The sequence below is a fragment of the Streptomyces sp. NPDC008086 genome, from assembly GCF_042957325.1.
Classification (GTDB): Bacteria; Actinomycetota; Actinomycetes; order Streptomycetales; family Streptomycetaceae; genus Streptomyces.
In genome coordinates this window covers 1,372,406-1,389,464 of sequence record NZ_JBIBIA010000001.1, presented here as the reverse complement: position 1 = coordinate 1,389,464, position 17,059 = coordinate 1,372,406, and the positions used below count along the sequence as shown (strand labels likewise).

Genomic DNA, 17,059 nt, shown 5'->3' with positions numbered 1-17,059 from the left:
GGCATGCACCGAAGGCTCGTCTTCTCTGCTGCGACTGCTCGAGCACATCCTGGTGCCGCAGGTGGAGCCGTCCCTGAAGTCTCGAATGTCGGTCGTGAGTGATGAGGAGAGGTTGGGTTGCTGCCGGGGAGGTGGTTTGACCTGCGGCTTCGTGGGACCTCTCGCGAGGTGAAGGGCGCGTTGTCCCGGGTCCATGGGGTGTATGGAGCGACCCTGCTGACGTTCATTTGACACTGCCCGACGGAGCGTCAGGTGGGTAGGCTGCTCGAGCGGGTGCGTGGGATGGGTCGTGTATCAGAGAGTCATCAACGGTACGAGGCGCCGAGGCCGCGGTGAGCCCCCGGCATACGTCTCCGCGGAGCTTCCGCACGCTTTCTCGCGTCGGGCAGCCGACCTTCTCCTCGCCGGGACGGCCCGCACCCGCCGCAGGGCATGGGCGCGATCCACCAGCCGCCTCCATGGCGGCGGCCCGTCGGCGTCAGCTGGCGAGAGGGAGGCCGGTAGGTCCTGGTCGGCGGCCCAGGAGGGCAGGGACTGTGTCGCCGTAGGCGCGATGCCATCCAGTTGCCGTGCGGGGGACGCCACTGAAGGACCGAGCTTTCCGAGACCGCGTCAACTCGAAGCGTGCCCTCTGTGGAGTGTGTCGGTCGTGCGGTCGCCGACGCGGGGGGAGGGAAGGGGGACCCGCACCGTCTCGCGTCGTAGCGCGTGCGCGATGGCGCGCGCTTCGATGCCGGCCTGACGAAGGACACCCGTGAGGGGATTGGTGTATCCGGTGAAGTACAGGCGCGAGGCTTCGGGATGGGTCTGTGCCCCCACGATGAGGGGTTGCCCGTCCTCGTTGAGTACACCCAGGGACCCGACCAGGTCGTGCAGGGCGGGCTGGTACCCGGTGGCGGCGATGACCGTGTCGGGCCGCAGCCGTGTGCCGTCGGCCAGCACCACGTCGGGGCCGTCGAACGCCTGGACCGCTGCGACCGGCTCGACCTGCCCGGACCGGACGGCGTCCACGAAACCGTGGTCGAGCACGGGGTTGATTCCTTCGCGGGCATTGCGGGTGTACAGGCCCGTGCAGGGCCGGGGCAGTCCCCGTGAGGTCAGGTCGGGCACCGCGAGGCGTTGTGTCAGCAGGGAGGTGCGGTCGCGCCACGCGAGCGGGAGAACCTCCGTCAGCCGGCCGACCGCGTGCCATCGGGCGCTGGCTCGAGGCAGGATGTTGGGTGGGGTACGGACCGCGATCCGTACTCGTTCGGCTCCCGCCCCGGCGAGGGCGCCGGCGATCTCGGTGCCGCTGTTGCCGGCGCCGACCACCAGGACATGCTGCCCGCGGTAGGGGGCCGGAGAGCGGTAGTGGGCCGAGTGGAGCAGCGTGCCGGTGAAGGTCGAACGTCCGGGCCAGTCGGGGATGTTCGGGGTGTGACAGCGCCCGGTGGCCACTACGACCGCGCCGGTAGGCACCGGGCCGTGGGAGGTGTGGACCAGCCACTGTGCTTTCGAACCTCGCTCGGCCCGCTCGATGCGCTGCACTGGGGTGCCCACCCGGACGTCGAGCCGATGATGGACGACGTAGCGTTCCAGGTAGCGCACGTAGTCGTCCCGGCTCACCCAGGGGCCCGCTTGGCGCGGCACCGACAGGCCGGGAAGTTTCGAGGTACCGAGGGTGGTGTGCAGGCGCAAATGATCGTAACGCTGCGCCCAGCTCGCTCCCACTCGCTCCGAGCGTTCCAGGATCACGGCCGGCACACCGGAGCGGCGCAGTAGCGCGGCGGTCGCCAGGCCGTGGGGGCCCGCACCGATCACGACCGAGGGAGCGCTGAGGTCTTGCTGTGGTGTCAGGGGCATCGCCTCGTACAACGGCGGGCAGCGGCTGGGGGTCACGCTCGACGGGGAGGCGCCAAACCTGTCAAGTAGTGGTGTCGGTTGCTCAACGGAACAGTGGGGGGCTGCCGTTACAGCAGCGGTACGGACTCGTTGGACACCGGGCAGCAGCGTGGCGGATCGGTCCGCCGAGGGCCGGACCGTCGGGACCGTCCGGACCGGGCGCGGCTGAGCGGTCATGAGCCGGGCAGAGCAGGGGACATGAGCCTGCGCGGCCCCCGCCTCTGGGACGGGCCCCGGTCGGATCGCTCCACCCGTCCGATCATTCGAGGGGTTCATGTGCAGGCAGTGACGACGCGCCACCGGTCACATCGGCCGCGGCTGCGGATCAGCGGAGTCTGCAAGGCGTACGGCGGCAGGCAGGTCCTGCGCGATGTGGATCTTGATGTGTCTGCCGGGGCGCTGGTGGGGGTCGTCGGCGAGAACGGCGCGGGCAAGAGCACTCTGCTGCAGATCGCCGTGGGACACCTCGCACCCGACCGCGGAACGGTGACACGGACCGGCGCATTGGGGTACTGCCCACAACGGGCGGTGCTGAACGACGCGTTCACCGTCGGACAGCATCTGCGGTTGTTCCAGACGGCCTACCGGCTGCCCACACTGGAGCGCGCCGGCGAGCTGATGGAGCTGCTGGCACTGGACGACTGCCGGCGACAGCAGGTCGGCGAACTCAGTGGGGGAGCGCGACAGAAGCTGAACCTGCTGATCGCTCTCATGCACGATCCGCAGCTGCTGGTCCTGGACGAGCCCTACCAGGGCTTCGACTGGGACACACATCAGCGGTTCTGGGCCCTGGCCGCCGACCTGCGCGATCGGGGCCGCTCGGTCATCGTGGTCTCTCACCTGCTGCACGACCTGCACCACTTCGATGCGATCGCTCACCTGCGCCAGGGGCGCCTGCACTTCGAGGAGACCGACCGATGAGGCTCTCCCGGACGGCATTCACCGAGCTGCTGCGCTGCACTCTGCTGGGCCACCTGCGCAACCGGCTGGCCCTGGTTCTGGCGATCGCGTTCATCCCCGTCTGGATCGCCGTGGCACGCCTGTGCACCTCCGACCAAGTGGTGCGCATCCGGCTGGACGCCCTCAGCGCCTCCGTCTTCGCCCCGGCCGGCCAGGCGGGGCAGGTGGCCAGCGCGCTGGGTGCCATCACCATGGTCGCCGGCTTCATCACCTTCACCGAGACCTTCCAGTCACGGGAAGTCGACCGCCGCCTGCTGCTGGCCGGGTACCCCCGGCTGCCGATACTGCTGGCCAAACTCGTTGCCGTCGCCCTCACCGCCGCCGCGCTGGCCCTCTATACCACGATCCTGCTGGGGATCTCACTGCCCGTACGCCACGCAGCACCCCTGGCGCTGGCCCTCGCAGGCGCCGGCCTCGCATACGGCGGCATCGGCCTTCTGCTCGGCTCCATGGTCCGCGGCGAGCTGGAGGGCTTCTTCCTCATCATCATGCTCAGCCTGGTCGACACCGGCCTGCAGAATCCCGTCTTCAACACACTCATGGATGTCGCGGGCGTGTCCGCGCTCCCCCTGTACGGCGTGAACCAGCTGGCGCTGAGCGCAGCCCTGACCCCACACATCCCCTGGTCCCACGGACTGCTCTCCCTCGCCTGGTCCGCAGCGACCGGCGCCCTGGCGCTGCTCGTCCTCCACACCCACCGCACGTCGCGCTCACCTCGGGGCCGCAGGTCGAGAGTCCAGACAGGGTGATCACGGTGAGGACGGTCTTCCTACCCACCGACCGGATTGGCCTCCGTCCGTGTTCCCTCGCGGAGTACGGAACAGCGCGCTCACGCCGGGTCTGCTCCTCCCGGCGGGTGGCAGCGGCGACCCTGGCGTCCACTTTCCTGCGGCCGCGCGGGTGTGTCGTGAGAGTCAGTTGTCGCGGTGTACGAACGCCCTTGCCGGTTCAGTGGAGCTTCCCCGGCGGCCGGATACCAACTCACTCTGGTTGCCCGACGCGCGGAGGCTCTGAAGGAGGTTGCCGCCCGGCTCGACCATGGTGGTGACAGCCCGCGCATCATGACGGCTGACCTGGCCACTGAGGAGGGCGTCACCCGCCTCGTCGATGGCTTGGCGGCCTCTGTCCCCGATCTTCTGATCAACAACGCTGGTTACGGACTGGCCGACCCCTTCCCTTTCAGTGACGCCGTACTGCTGACCACACGCTTCAGCCTCGACCGCAGCCTGCCTCGGGGAGGAGCGATGGCGACTCCCTTTGTGACACCGCCTGACCCGATGGCCCGCAGGTGACGTCTCACAGGCCGACAGCAAGGGCGCCCCGGACCAGCTGATGGGGCGCTGCCGAAGAAGGAGACCGGTCGTACGTCCGTCCAGGCTTGTCACCCGATCCGGTAACCCAGGTCTGCGAAGTGAACGCGGAAGTCAAGCTGTAGTCGACGCCTGCCGCAGCCGGCGACTGGCGGTGCGTGACCGACTGTACGAGGGAGCGCCAGCGTGACCGACATTCCGCACAAGGGAACGCGTGCCGACGAACAGGTGGTTCTGCTCGCCGCAGGGCTGCTCGACCTGGCGGTGAGTACCGTCGGAACGGCCGTCGGGGCGGCCCGGCTGTTCCTGCGCCGTTCCGACGGTGCTGAGATCGCGAAGGATGTGCACCATGACCTGAGGGCCCGCGGCCGTATCGTGCTGGACCGCTACGCCACTGCCCCCACCGCGCACCTGGAGGTGCTGGCCCAGCATGCTGTCGCCCGGCGGGCGGCATCCGGTGCCGATGCCTGAAGGCTGGGACCCGGGCGCCTTCAAGGAGCGCATCGACAACGTCGTGCGAGTCTTCCTGGCCGAGGAAGCCGAGCATCTCGTCCGGATCGATCCCGCTCTCACGCCGATGGCCGAGCAACTGAAGGCGGCGGCGGGGCACGGCAAGCGGTTGCGGGCGGCCTTCTGCTACTGGGGGTGGCGTGCGGCCGGCCAGCCCGACAACGAGGCGCTCGTCCGTGCGGCTGCCTCGATGGAACTCGTCCACGCGGCAGCGATTGTCCACGATGACCTCATCGACGACAGCCCGCTGCGTCACAACCTGCCCACCGCGCACATCGCCCTGCGCTCCGCGGTGACCGGACGTCCGAGACCGCACGCGGCGGCCCGCTCCCTTGCCATGCTTGTCGGCGACCACTTGATGGCGCTGGCGGGCCAGTTGTTCGCCACCAGCGGCCTGCCCGTCGCCTACCTCGCCCGGGCTCGGCCGATGTGGGCGCAACTCGCCCGGGAGTTGATAGCCGGCGAAGCCCTGGAGATCCTCAGCACCGGCAGCGAACCGTACACAGAGATGTCCCTGAAGGTCGTCCGATACAAGACCGCCAAGTACACCGTCGAGCAGCCCCTGCTCATCGGTGGCCTGCTCGCGGGTGCCGCTCCCGAGCTACGGGGCGGGCTCTCCGCCTACGGGCTGCCGCTGGGGGAGGCGTTCCAACTGCGTGACGACCTGCTCGGACTGTTCGGCGAGCCAGAGCACACCGGCAAGGCCAGCATGGACGACATCCGCGGTCATCGGCCCACCACACTGCTGGCCGAAGCCTGGCAGGCCGCTCTTCCCGGACAGCGCGACCAGTTGACAGAGGTGTTGGGATGCCGCGATCTCGGCGAGGAGCGTCTGCACCAGGTACGTGATCTGATGCTTGCGCTCAAGGCCCCGGAGGCCGTGGAGGGCCTCATCGCCTCACGAGTGGAGCAGGCCGTCGAACACTTGAGCGGACTGTCCATGCCTGCGCAGGCACGACGGGCCCTGACTGATCTCGCCCACTCCGCCACCGATCGTCACCACTGACCGACTGTGCGAACGGGCCGCACGATGCACGGCTCGCCGAGAAGGACGGCTGACATGACCTACACCGAAGTCTCGATGGACGCCCTGCGCCAGTCCGGTGACGAATTCGCCGACGCCGTCGTGGCCTCCCTGTTCCAAGGCGGAGAGGTGGGCAAGTTCAACACCCTGATGCGCTACGTCTCCACCGCCGGCGCGCCCCTGCCCGACGGGCTTCCCGACGTCGCGCGCGAGTACCTCCACGCGACCAGCGTCCCGCCTGCCTGGGTGGACTGGGGGGAAATGGAGAAGGCACGGCTGTTCTTCATCGACAACAACGTCCACATCTCCACCGCACTGTCCTTCGCCTCCATGCCCGCCTGCTACGTCGTCCCCCACGTCGCCAAGCTGCTCTCCGCGACCCACGGCCTGAACTACCCGTCCAAACGGATGGCGGAGACCGGCCAGTTCACCGTCTACCTGATGCAGCCCGACGCCTTCGAGGCCGGCAGCCGCTTCATTCCCGCCGCGCAGAAGGTGCGCCTGCTGCACGCGTCGATCCGCCACCATCTCAAGCGGGAGGGTCGGTGGGACGCCGAGACGCTCGGGACGCCGATCTGCCAGGAGGACATGATCGGCGGCCAGATGATCTTCTCCCTGCTCGTTCTGGACAGCCTGCACCGCCTGAACATCCACATGTCCACCGAGGGTGCCGAAGCCTACTTCTACGCCTGGCGTGTGGTCGGAGCGATGCTGGGCGTCGACCAGGACGCCGTACCGGAAACCCTGGAGGACGCCCGACAGTTCCTCGACCTGTACATGATCCGCCACATGGGCCCGTCCGAGGAAGGTGCCCACCTGACCAGGCAACTGATCGACCTCTATGAGGAAGTCGTCCCGGGCACCTTCTTCGATCCCCTCGTCTCAGCCCTCATCCGCTACCTGATCGGCGACACCAGCGCCGACTGGCTCCGTGTGCCCCGCACCGCCTGGGACAACGTCGCGAAGGTCGTCCCGACCCTGCTCGGGGTGCTGGAGGGCATCGAGGACCGATCCCCGTTCGGCGCCTGGGCCCTGGACCGCCTTGGCCACCTCACCACCATCTTGGAGCTGTCATCCCTCACCCGCGGTCGCGTCATGCACTACGCCATCCCCGAGCAGCTGAAAAAGGACTTCGGCGTCAGCGGCGCCGTGCCGCGCACCCACCGCTGGACTCCGCCCGCTCCGACCGTGGCTTGAGGGCGTCCTGACGGCCCGCTACGCCCTGGACGCCGGATTCCACGTCGTCGAAGGCATCCCCTACGCCGACCGCTACGGCGATATGCTCGCCCAACTGCGCGTCGACCACCGCGGCCCGACCCACGGCTACCACCTGGACGTCCCGTTCGGCGAGACCGTCGCCCGGCACGCCACCAAGCCGTTCGCCGACGACGTCAGCGAAGCGCAGCCGCGGGACTGGTGCCGGGCGGGCGATGTGCTGGCCGACGGAGTCGAGACCGTCATCGGCTCCGACAGCACTCTCGCCGCGACCGTCGATCGCATCATGCGCGACACCGGCCTCGATGGCCTGCCGGCCGTGGACCGCTGACTCCGACCGGCGAGTCCTCGTCCGGTTGCGCTAGGCGTGGTGGTGGATGGTGAGGGAGCCCCTGGAAAGCAGAAATGGCGCCATGCAACTGGAGTACTAGACTCTCGCCGACCTGAGGGAGGGGCGGGACGGGTATGGAAGAGCTAACGGGGATGACCGCGTTGCGGATGCTGCTGCTTCCGCCTCCCGGCGCGGGCGAGGACATCGACTGGGAGGCGGCCGAGGCGCGGTGGGGGACCGGGTTCCCCCGGGACTACATGGACTTCATGGCCGTGTACGGCGTCGGCGGGATCGGCTCGCAGGAGGAGATCGGAGAGCTCGGAATCCTCGGGCCGTTTCCCACCGGGGCCTACGAGCACTCCCCTGACGACTTCGAGGACGAGACGGGGAACGCCCGTCTGACCTGGGAGGAGGAGGGCGTCGACCAGGAGGGTCTCGATCTGGACCCTGAGCACATCCTCGCCTGGGGTTACACCTCGCACGCCGACATGCTGTGCTGGCTGACCAGTGACCCGGACCCCGACAAGTGGCCCGTCCTCCTCTTCGCCCGTCATGGCTCGCAGACCTGCGAGGTCGTCCCCTGCGGCATGGTCGAGTTCCTGCGCAGACTGCTCGCCCAGGAACTCCCCTCGTACGGCATGGAGTTCACGCCCGAGCCACGCTTCGAGCACTGGCGGAAGGGACGATGAGCCGCTAGGCGAACCCCAACTGAAGTACTGGGCGCTGCGCGGCCGACGCCCCGAGATCGTCGCGGTCTTCTTCTTTGGCAACTCGTACGTCGGCTGGTCCTTCGCCGCGAGAGGCTGTCGTCTGTCGACGGACTCGTTGGGGGCCACCAAGTCGAACGCCTTGCTGCTCGCCGTCTCCGTCTCCGGTGCTTCGGGCTCGTCGTCACCCAGGTCGACCGGGGGCGGCAGCAGTTCGCTGGAGTCGCGGATCTCCCGTACCGGCTTTGACGTGCCGGGCTGCTCAGGGCTCTCGGCGGCGGACGTGCTGATGCAGAGCAGGTGTTTGTCGGCCTAACCCTGCGACAGCGCCGCGGAGTACGGAGGCATCTGCGCCGATAAGGGGCTGGTAGCTGGCGTCATGTCGTGGGAATGGCAGTGGCCAGGAGGTGAACCTCCAGCACGATCGCGGTGCCGGCGACGGTCCGGTCCTCGTGCATGCTGATCCGTTGGCCGGTTTCGATGTGTTTCCCGTGCGAAGGGGTGAGGGGGCCGAGGCGGACGGTGGCCTGGCCGCCGGGCTCCCGATATGGCATGTCCTCGATGGTAGAGGCCGGCCTGGCTGAGCCGCTGTGCTCGTCGCCCGCATCGAGGGTGGGTGACTGCCCCGAACTTGTCAGTTGCTTGGTGCAACGTGCTAAGTTCGCAGCATGTTGGGCCGAACATACGACAGTCAACTGTGCTCCATCGCCCGGACTCTGGAGGTTGTGGGCGAGCGTTGGACCTTGCTGATCATTCGCGACGCCCTGCTGGGCCTGCGCCGGTTCGAGGAGTTTCAGGACAGCCTCGGTGTCGCCCGCAATGTACTCACCAACCGGCTCTCCAAGCTGGTCGACGACGGGCTGCTGGATCGGGTCTGTTACCAGGAGCGGCCCGCGCGCTATGAGTACCGGCCGACGAGCAAGGCCAAGGACTTGCTCACCGCGTTGCTCGCTTTGATGCACTGGGGCGATGAGCACGCGGCGGATCCGGCTGGGCCTCCGCGGATCACGAGCCATGCGGGATGCGGAGGCAACGTTCGGGAGCGGCTCGTGTGCACTCAATGCGGGCAAGCGGTGGGCCCGGATGCCGTTCGCATGCTTCCCGGCCCCGCACTCACCGACTTGCCGGTCTGACGTCGAAGAGGTTCCTCGCCGGATTCGTGGCTGCCGGCTGGGCGCGTACCGCGTCACGGTCAGTGGCTGCCCGCGTGACGTCTGTTCAAAGGCCCCCGTCTTCGCTCTGCTGAGTACGCGTCATCACCTGGTTCGGCCATCGTCTGTACCGATGTGAGGGCGGCTGGCGGCACGGCCGACGCGCTCTGCTCGGGCATGGTCCGCGGTCGGAGTTCAGGCTCTGCGGCAGAAGCGGTGGTGGACGGCCGACCGGATGGCGGACTCGCGGCATCTGCCACCCCTGCCCGCCGGGTGTGAACTACCGGCCCACGCTCTCCTACCGCTGCCGTCGAACTCCCCTGCCGTGACGGTCGGTTGTGCTCGCGGCCAGCGGGGGCCTCAACGGGATGTTCAGGCTCGGGTGCGAGTTGCTTCACGAAACGTACGAGGCTAGGGTGCGAGTTGCTTCATGAAACTTATCGCACACCCCGCCCCGTGAGGTGACGCTCGATGGCCAAGAACAAGCTCGAAGACCATCCCACCGTCGTCCAAGCCCGCCGGCGTGACCGCACCGCCGCCCGCCCCGCCGAGCCGCTGGACGCGTCGTGGCTGCGCCAGTTGTGTCTCGACGCGGGTGCGGACGACGTCGGCTTCGTCGAGATCGACCGGCCGGACCTCGCCGACCAGCGAGAGGACCTGAGCGCCGCGCTCCCGGGTGTCCGAACGTTGATCAGCATCGTGTCCCGAATGAACCGGGAGAACATCCGCACTCCCGCGCGCTCGGTCGCCAACCTGGAGTTTCATCACACGGGCGACCACTCCAACGAGGTCGGCCGTCAAGTGGTGGGCAGGCTGGAGGCGATGGGCGTGCGTGCCATCAACCCCGCCATGGGTTTTCCGATGGAGATGGACAAGTTCCCGAGGAAGACGTGGGTGGTCGGGCACAAGCCGGTCGCCGTGGCGGCCGGGCTCGGCAAGATGGGTATCCACCGCAACGTCATCCACCCGAAATTCGGCAACTTCATCCTGCTGGGCACCATCCTCATCGACGCCGAGGTCACCGAATACAGTCGGCCCATCGAGTACAACCCCTGCCTGGAATGCAAGTTGTGCGTGACAGCCTGCCCGACCGGGGCGATCGCCTCCGACGGTCACTTCAACTTCTCCGCCTGCTACACGCACAACTACCGTGAGTTCATGGGTGGTTTCGGCGACTGGGCCGAACAGGTCGCCGAAAGCCGTGACGCTGACGACTACCGCTCGCGAGTGAGTGACAGCGAGAGCGCGTCCATGTGGCAGAGCCTGTCCTTCGGCGCCAACTACAAAGCCGCCTACTGCATGTCGGTCTGCCCGGCCGGCGAGGACGTCATCGGTCCCTGGTTGGACAATCGCAAGTCACACCTGACCACCGTTGTGCGCCCGCTGGTGGACAAGGAAGAGACCGTCTACGTCGTCCCGGGGTCCGACGCCGAGCAACACGTGGCCAAGAAGTTCCCGAACAAGCGGACGAAGCACGTGGCGATGAGCTTGCGCGCGAACAGCATCGACGGTCTCGTGGAAGGCCTGCCGCTGATCTTTCAGCGCGAACAGGCCAAGGACATGTCCGCCACCTACCACTTCACCTTCACCGGCGACGAGTCCCGGCAGATCACCGTGACCATCCGCGACCGCAAACTCGAGGTCACCGACGGACATCACGGTGAGCCCGATCTCAGGGTCACCGCCGACACGCGTACCTGGCTGCGTTTCCTCACCAAGCCGACGCTGCTGGCGTGGGCCCTGGTGCGTCGCCAGATCAAGTTGCAGGGCTCCCCCCGACTGCTGCGCGACTTCGGCCGTTGCTTCCCGTCCTGATCGGTCAGGGAAGTTCACGGACCCCCGAAAGTCATCCCCGTAAGTCATCCCCGTAAAAATGGAAGGGCCGATCATGAGCACTCTCGGCACCGAAGTCGAGCTCGACCTCGTGTTGGAACGTAAGGAAACGGTGGCCGAAGGTGTTGCGCTGCTGACGTTGCGCGATCCGGAAGGCCGTCCGCTGCCGGAATGGGAGCCGGGAGCCCACATCGATCTGATACCGCGAGCCGACTTGGTCAGGCAGTACTCACTGTGCGGAGACCCGGCGGACCGATCCCGTCTGCAGGTCGCGGTGCTGCGTGAACCGGAGAGTCGGGGCGGGTCGAGCTACGTGCACGATGTGCTCACGGAAGGGGAGTCGGTGCGCATTCGCGGGCCACGCAACCACTTTCCTCTCGTGAAGGCCAAGAAATACCTGTTCATCGCCGGAGGAATCGGGATCACCCCCATCCTGCCCATGATCGCGGCCGTCAACGCGACCCGCGCCGACTGGCGTCTCGTCTACGGAGGCCGCACCCGAGCTTCGATGGCGTTCGGTGAGACCTTGCAGCGGACCTACGGAGACCGGGTGAGCCTGCGGCCGCAGGACGAGTACGGGCTGCTGGACCTGCCTTCGCTGCTCGGTAAGCCGCAACGGAAGACAGTCGTCTACAGCTGCGGTCCGGAACCGCTGCTCGCGGCGGTCGAGGCCGGCTGTGAGAAGTGGCCGAGCGGATCTCTGCACCTGGAGCGCTTCGCCCCGAAGAACGACGTCGCCGACGGGCCGCTCACGACCTTCGAGGTCGAACTCGCGCAGACCGGCAAGACACTGACGGTCTCTGAGGACATGTCCATTCTTGAGGCCGTCGAGAATGCCGGTGTGCCGGTGATGACATCGTGCGAGGAGGGAATCTGCGGAACCTGCGAGACGAAGGTGTTGTCCGGAGAGATCGACCACCGTGACTCGGTCCTGGGCGCCCAGGAGCGCGCCGCCGGCGACACCATGATGATCTGCGTCTCCCGAGCCAAGGGCAACCGCCTGGTCCTCGACCTCTGATCGGTGGTGGGGTCCGGCCAGCAGGCATATTGGCCGAACAAAAACACGGTGTGGATGAGGGTTGGCAATGAGTGCGAATGCGCAGAAGAAGAAGTTCTACGCCCTGAATATGTTCGACGTGCTTGACCTGGAGAAGTACCTTGCGTATTTCAGCCGTTTGCCGGAAGTGGCTCCGCAATACGGTGGTCGAATGGTGGCGTTCGGCCGTTTCCGCGACGACGTGACCGGTGACCTCGCGCCACGGCAGGTTCTGTTTCTCGTTGAGTGGGAGTCCGAAGAAGCGTTCAACAGCTTCCGGGACGATCCAGGCCTGGCCGACCTGCATCCGCTGCGCGAGAGCGGGACGGCGTCCTATGTATGGCAGACGTTCGAGGGTCCCGATATGAGTGACCCCGCCCGCGTTTCGCTCGACGATGTACTGGCCGTGCTCAAGCCTTGAAACGCGCATCGCCGCATCGCCGCATCGCTACGGAGCCGGAGGGCGTGGGGCGTCCGCTCGGCGAGTTCCGCGCGGCGTGCCCCTTCGTATCGCCTCGAAGCCGGGCGATCCCACCGCGTGGATCAGCGCCTGCTCGACCCGGCGTACCAGGCCGCGGGGGCCGAGGTCGCGTACGTTCACGACGAGATAGCCGATGAGCTGTCCAGGACCGTGATACGTGGCATGGCCGCCTCTAGGGCCACTGCCTCCGCGGCACAACGTGCCCTCCTCCCGGCGGACGGATCGTCGGCTCGCCGCGTCGGCCTTCCACCGTCCCGGCCATTCACGTCCGAAGGCCCGTGCGTCGGTGCTCCCGCGAGACGTCGACGGCCGTGGGGCGCTCCGGACCAGCCGCTCCAGCCCGAGGGCGGCTTCAAGACTCGTCAGAAACTCGCGCACGTGTCCCGCTCGATGCCGTCGGTCACCTCGCTGGAGACGCCGTTCTCGTGTCAGGCCACCGGGTTCAGCATGTCGGCCAGGACGTCGGGCCGTTCCAGGGCGATGAAGTGGCCGGCGTTCCGGACCTGTGTGAAGTCGGCGGCGGGCAGCAGCTTCTTGTTGGCGTCCCGGTCGGAGGGGTGGGACCAGTCCTTCTCGCCGTGACGAGGTGGACGGGGGCCTTGACCTCGGGGTAGCGCGAGCGGGCCGCGATGAGGCTGGGCAGGGCCTGGTACACGGCCCGGGCGACGGTCGGGTAGCCGGGGCGCCGGCCCACCCGCAGGAGCTCGTCCACGTAGTCCGCGCGCAGTGCGCTCTTGTCGCCGAGGCCGCCCTGGAGGATCGCGCGGAGGGCGGGCCTGGGCTCCACCCCGGCGATCACGGGTCCCACGCCCGGGGCGAGAACACCGCTGATCACCACGCGGGCGAGGAGGCCGGAGCGGGTGATTCCGCCGGGGAAGTCGTAGGTGTTGACCGCGAGGACGCGTCGGACCCGTTCCGGGAGATCGGCCGCGGTGGTCAGGGCGAGCACCGCCCCCATGGACTCGCCGACCAGCGTCACGTCGTGGAGGTCGAGTTCGGTGAGGAGCCGCTCGACGCCCGTGCGCATGGCCGGCTCGTCGTAGGAGGCGCCGGGCACGATCTCGGAGTGGCCCATCCCCGGCAGGTCGAGGGCGTACACGGTGTAGTGGTCGGCGATCAGCGGGATGAGGTGGCGGAAGTGCTCGGCCTGGGTGCGCACGGTGTGCAGCAGGACCAGGGGTGCGCCGCTGCCCGCCTTGAGGTAGCGCAGAGTTCCCTCGCGGCCGTCAAGTCCCGCGCGCGGGGCGATGGTGTGGCTGGTCGTCCCCGGAATGTGGATGGTGGGACTGATTCGGGGCTGCGCATCTCGCCGACTACCCGCGTGTGCAGGGGCTACTTCGCCAACTGGGCGTACAGTCCCGCCAGATCACCCGCCAGGCCCGCCTTGACCTGCCGCGAGATGTCGTCGGCGAGCACCTCGTACGCGCCCGTCTCGACCCCGTCGAGGGCGAGGGCGGCCACGTCCCGGGGGTCGGACTTGGCCGCGTCGACGCCGGCTGCCAGGTCCGTGTCGACGTATCCGACGTGCAGTCCGGTCACGGCGATGCCGCGCGGCTGGAGGTCCAGGCGCAGGGAGTTGGTCTGCGACCACAGGGCTGCCTTGGAGGCGCTGTAGGAGCCACCGAGCGCGATCCATGAGAGCACCGAGTGCACGTTGAGGATGTGGCCGCCGCCGTTGCGTTCGATGACCGGAACGAAGGCTCGGGTGAGAAGGAGCGGGCCGTAGAAGTTGGTCTCGAACTCGCGGCGGACGTCCTCGATCGGGGAGTCGAGGAAGGATGCGCCGACGGAGGCCCCGGCGTTGTTGATCAGCACGGTCACGTCCCCCGCCTGCGCGGCGGCGGCCGCCACGGAGGCCGGGTCGGTGACCTCCAGCGCCACCGGGACGGCGTCGGGGTGCGTCACGGTGCGCGGGTCGCGGGCCGTGGCGTAGACCTTGCCGGCACCGCGCGCGTACAGCTCCTCCACCAGCGCCTTGCCGATGCCGCGGCTGCCGCCGGTGACGAAGACGTTCGCGTCCTTCAATGCAGTCATGACTCTCTCCACAGAATGAGAAACCGGTCGGTTTTCGCTAACTGTAAACCGATCGGTTTCCAGGCGCAAGCCTGATGGAGTTTCCGGCTTCAACGGGGGGCGTGGAGGCTGTCGTTCGGGGTGCCGTGTCTGTCAGGGCGGGCAAAGTCGACACCGCCGCGGGGCTCCTCTTCGGGGGTGGAGTGAGCCGCGGGGCCCGTATCGGCTACGGGGCGGACGCTGACTCGTCAGGGCGAGGACGGTCGGCGGCGCGGTGAGTGCGAGAGCGCTTCCGGGTGGCGGGCGCAGTCGGGTCGGCGCGGACGTGCGGGGAACGGCGTGGCGGACTCTCGTCGGCCGGGCGGGGTGGGGCCCTACGGCCTCGCGGGGTCCTGCGGCCTCGCCGACACGTCGCGCCTCCTCCCTGGCCGCGCGTCGAGGCGGTGCCGTCGGCTGCGTGGACCTCGGCCTTGACGGGCCGTCACGGGCCGGGAGTGAGTCGTTCACTTGCGTCGTGGAAACCGATCTGTTTTTCTGAGTGGAAACAGATCGGTTTCCCGACGATGTGAAGCCCTTGACCAGCGACTAAGGGAAAAATGACTACTACCCTCGATCGTGGGGCGCCCGCCCCCGAGACAACAGACACGGGCCGTCGCGGCTCACATGCCGTGCGCTGGTTGGTGCTCGTCGTGCTGGGCGTGGCACAGCTGATGGTCACGCTCGATGCGACCGTCGTGAACATCGCACTGCCCGAAGCGCAACACGACCTCGGTTTCAGTGACGGCAGCCGGCAGTGGGTCATCACGGGTTACGCCCTGGCGTTCGGCAGCCTGCTGCTGCTCGGCGGCCGACTCGGTGACCTGTTCGGCCGACGTACGACCTTCGTCACCGGGCTGGTCGGTTTCGCGGCCGCATCCGTCGTCGGCGGCGCGGCCGGCAGCTTCGAGATCCTCGTCGGTGCGCGTGTGGCCCAGGGCGTCTTTGCCGCACTGCTCGCCCCCGCGGCACTCTCACTGCTCAGCGTGACCTTCACCGAACCGGCCGAGAGGGCGAAGGCCTTCGGTATCTTCAGCGCGTTGTCAGGTGCGGGCGCCGCGGTCGGACTCCTGCTCGGCGGCATGCTCACCGAATGGGCGTCATGGCGCTGGGTGATGTACGTGAACGTCATCTTCGCGGCCGTCGCGCTGGTCGGTGCGTTGCTGTGGCTGGCCAAGCCTGCGGTGACCGAACGACCCAGAATCGACATCCCCGGCACGCTCGTGGTGAGCGCCGCGCTGTTCGGCATCGTCTACGGGTTCGCGCACGTCGAATCCACCAGCTGGACCGACCCGGTCGCCCTCGGCTCCATGATCAGCGGCGTGGTGCTGCTCGCGGTATTCGCCTGGCTGGAACTCAGGGTCGCGCATCCGCTGCTGCCGCTGCGAGTCGTGCTGGACCGGGCCCGAGGTGGTTCGTTCCTGGCGGTGTTCGTCCTTGGTATGGGGATGTTCTCGATCTTCCTGTTCCTGACCTACTACCTGGAGGCCAGCATCGGCTACTCGCCGATCGAGGCCGGCCTGTCCTTCCTGCCGATGGTCGGCGGCATCGTTGCCTCCTCCACCACGGTGCCTTCGCTGCTGCTGCCCAGGGTCGGCCCGAAGGTCGTGGTCAGCGTCAGCTTCCTGGTCGCCGCATCCGGCATGGCCCTGCTGACTCAGCTCGCGCTGGACAGTACCTACGTCGCCCACATCATGCCCGGCATGATCCTGCTGGGTCTCGGCATCGGCGGCGTGATGACCACCGCGTTCCAGGGCGCGACCGCGGGGGTGCACCACGAGGACGCGGGCGTCGCCTCGGCGCTGATCAACACCAGCCAGCAGGTAGGTGGTTCGATCAGTACAGCACTGCTGACCACGGTTGCCTCATCGGCCACGACCGACTACCTGACCTCGCACAAGCCCGGCGCACTGGCCGCGGCGCAGGCTGGGGTCGAGGGCTACACGGCCACCCTGCAGTGGGGCGCCGGGATCTTCGTGGTCGGTGCCGTGCTCGCGGCGTTCCTGATTCCGAATCGGGCTCTGGCGCCGTCGGAGGGCGAACTCGTGGTCGCCCACTGAGCCCGAATCCACCGTGGTGAGAAATGCCCTGCGCTGATCGGTGCTCTCAATGACCGATCAGCGCAGGAAGGCAGGGGCGTCTCCGCGCGGAGTCGCCGACTCCACCTGGGTGTTCCTCTTCAGTGAACCGGTCACCACCGGTTGAGGGCGCCCGTGAGGTGGGCTGAATTCGCCAGGCCGATGGGCCCGCCGACCTTGGGGGCCGCCACGGAGTGACGTCACGGCAGTGGCGGGCGTGCGATGCGGGCGCGCCGCACACGGCAAGGAGTGGGGAGCGCCCGCCGAGCCTGGAGGCCTCGACGGCGGTGCCGACGGCCGGCCGTACCCCTCGATCCTCGGGTGCGACGCCCGATGCGGCACGGCCCGGGCCTGGTGCTGGACGATGATGGCTGCCGGCCTCATCGCGGCCGCGCTCTTCGGCTTCGGGATGACGCGCCGGTGCGACCCCGGCCTTGGCCGCAGCGCCGACGAGCACATCCCGGCACGTCTCATAAACCGATCGGTTTGCAAT

The 17,059-nt window shown here is 68.1% G+C and carries 16 protein-coding genes and 2 pseudogenes; 13 read left to right on the top strand and 5 right to left on the bottom strand.

Annotated features, from left to right (window positions below):
- Positions 1-612: 612 nt before the first annotated feature.
- Positions 613-1,842 carry a flavin-containing monooxygenase gene (locus tag ACFZBP_RS05860; RefSeq protein ID WP_383456838.1) on the bottom strand — a complete coding sequence of 410 codons (1,230 nt, stop codon included), beginning with the start codon at positions 1,840-1,842 and terminating at the stop codon, positions 613-615.
- A 324-nt stretch (positions 1,843-2,166) separates the two neighbouring features.
- Between ACFZBP_RS05860 and ACFZBP_RS05855 the strand changes: the two genes are divergently transcribed.
- The 8 genes and pseudogenes from ACFZBP_RS05855 to ACFZBP_RS05820 all read left to right on the top strand — a co-directional run bounded on the left by ACFZBP_RS05855 (position 2,167) and on the right by ACFZBP_RS05820 (position 7,920).
- Complete coding sequence (locus ACFZBP_RS05855) at positions 2,167-2,802, top strand: ATP-binding cassette domain-containing protein (RefSeq protein ID WP_391410267.1); 636 nt, start codon at positions 2,167-2,169, stop codon at positions 2,800-2,802.
- Positions 2,799-3,590 (top strand): hypothetical protein, encoded by a 792-nt coding sequence (locus tag ACFZBP_RS05850; RefSeq protein WP_383456834.1) that lies wholly within the window; start codon positions 2,799-2,801, stop codon positions 3,588-3,590. Before ACFZBP_RS05855 ends, ACFZBP_RS05850 begins: the two co-directional genes overlap by 4 nt.
- Before the next feature lie 312 nt (positions 3,591-3,902).
- Positions 3,903-4,133 (top strand): hypothetical protein, encoded by a 231-nt coding sequence (locus ACFZBP_RS05845; RefSeq protein ID WP_383456831.1) that lies wholly within the window; start codon positions 3,903-3,905, stop codon positions 4,131-4,133.
- Positions 4,134-4,337: 204 nt separating this feature from the next.
- Entirely contained in the window at positions 4,338-4,622 is a 285-nt protein-coding gene (locus ACFZBP_RS05840) for a polyprenyl synthetase (RefSeq protein ID WP_391410264.1), read from the top strand.
- On the top strand, positions 4,615-5,667 hold the full coding sequence (locus ACFZBP_RS05835; RefSeq protein WP_391410262.1) for a polyprenyl synthetase family protein: 1,053 nt from the start codon (positions 4,615-4,617) through the stop codon (positions 5,665-5,667). Before ACFZBP_RS05840 ends, ACFZBP_RS05835 begins: the two co-directional genes overlap by 8 nt.
- 54 nt (positions 5,668-5,721) lie before the next feature.
- Positions 5,722-6,882 carry an oxygenase MpaB family protein gene (locus tag ACFZBP_RS05830; RefSeq protein ID WP_391410259.1) on the top strand — a complete coding sequence of 387 codons (1,161 nt, stop codon included), beginning with the start codon at positions 5,722-5,724 and terminating at the stop codon, positions 6,880-6,882.
- 7 nt (positions 6,883-6,889) lie between these two features.
- Positions 6,890-7,231: pseudogene (locus ACFZBP_RS05825) on the top strand (kinase); the annotation flags it as partial.
- Between the two features lie 134 nt (positions 7,232-7,365).
- The gene (locus tag ACFZBP_RS05820; RefSeq protein ID WP_391410258.1) at positions 7,366-7,920 is read left to right on the top strand and encodes an SMI1/KNR4 family protein; all 555 of its coding nucleotides are present in this window, start codon (positions 7,366-7,368) and stop codon (positions 7,918-7,920) included.
- Positions 7,921-8,315: 395 nt separating this feature from the next.
- Here the strand turns inward: ACFZBP_RS05820 and ACFZBP_RS05815 are convergent, their stop codons facing one another.
- Positions 8,316-8,492: a hypothetical protein gene (locus ACFZBP_RS05815; RefSeq protein ID WP_383456817.1), complete on the bottom strand. Its 177-nt coding sequence runs from the start codon at positions 8,490-8,492 to the stop codon at positions 8,316-8,318.
- A 114-nt stretch (positions 8,493-8,606) separates the two neighbouring features.
- On the opposite strand from ACFZBP_RS05815, the gene ACFZBP_RS05810 reads away from it, so the two are divergent.
- The 4 genes from ACFZBP_RS05810 to ACFZBP_RS05795 all read left to right on the top strand — a co-directional run bounded on the left by ACFZBP_RS05810 (position 8,607) and on the right by ACFZBP_RS05795 (position 12,379).
- A complete protein-coding gene (locus ACFZBP_RS05810) occupies positions 8,607-9,071 on the top strand; it encodes a winged helix-turn-helix transcriptional regulator (RefSeq protein WP_383456814.1) in 465 nt (154 codons plus the stop codon).
- A gap of 489 nt (positions 9,072-9,560) precedes the next feature.
- Positions 9,561-10,904 (top strand): SCP2 sterol-binding domain-containing protein, encoded by a 1,344-nt coding sequence (locus ACFZBP_RS05805; protein ID WP_391410255.1) that lies wholly within the window; start codon positions 9,561-9,563, stop codon positions 10,902-10,904.
- A gap of 73 nt (positions 10,905-10,977) precedes the next feature.
- Positions 10,978-11,940 carry a PDR/VanB family oxidoreductase gene (locus ACFZBP_RS05800; RefSeq protein WP_383456808.1) on the top strand — a complete coding sequence of 321 codons (963 nt, stop codon included), beginning with the start codon at positions 10,978-10,980 and terminating at the stop codon, positions 11,938-11,940.
- A gap of 67 nt (positions 11,941-12,007) precedes the next feature.
- The gene (locus ACFZBP_RS05795) at positions 12,008-12,379 is read left to right on the top strand and encodes a DUF1330 domain-containing protein (protein WP_391410252.1); all 372 of its coding nucleotides are present in this window, start codon (positions 12,008-12,010) and stop codon (positions 12,377-12,379) included.
- A gap of 27 nt (positions 12,380-12,406) precedes the next feature.
- Here the strand turns inward: ACFZBP_RS05795 and ACFZBP_RS05790 are convergent, their stop codons facing one another.
- The 3 genes and pseudogenes from ACFZBP_RS05790 to ACFZBP_RS05780 all read right to left on the bottom strand — a co-directional run bounded on the left by ACFZBP_RS05790 (position 12,407) and on the right by ACFZBP_RS05780 (position 14,473).
- Positions 12,407-12,817 carry a hypothetical protein gene (locus ACFZBP_RS05790; RefSeq protein ID WP_391410250.1) on the bottom strand — a complete coding sequence of 137 codons (411 nt, stop codon included), beginning with the start codon at positions 12,815-12,817 and terminating at the stop codon, positions 12,407-12,409.
- 50 nt (positions 12,818-12,867) lie between these two features.
- Positions 12,868-13,730 (bottom strand): annotated as a pseudogene (locus ACFZBP_RS05785) (alpha/beta fold hydrolase).
- A 41-nt stretch (positions 13,731-13,771) separates the two neighbouring features.
- Complete coding sequence (locus ACFZBP_RS05780; protein WP_391410248.1) at positions 13,772-14,473, bottom strand: SDR family oxidoreductase; 702 nt, start codon at positions 14,471-14,473, stop codon at positions 13,772-13,774.
- Positions 14,474-15,048: 575 nt separating this feature from the next.
- On the opposite strand from ACFZBP_RS05780, the gene ACFZBP_RS05775 reads away from it, so the two are divergent.
- The gene (locus tag ACFZBP_RS05775; RefSeq protein WP_391410246.1) at positions 15,049-16,548 is read left to right on the top strand and encodes an MFS transporter; all 1,500 of its coding nucleotides are present in this window, start codon (positions 15,049-15,051) and stop codon (positions 16,546-16,548) included.
- The last annotated feature ends 511 nt before the right edge of the window (positions 16,549-17,059 follow it).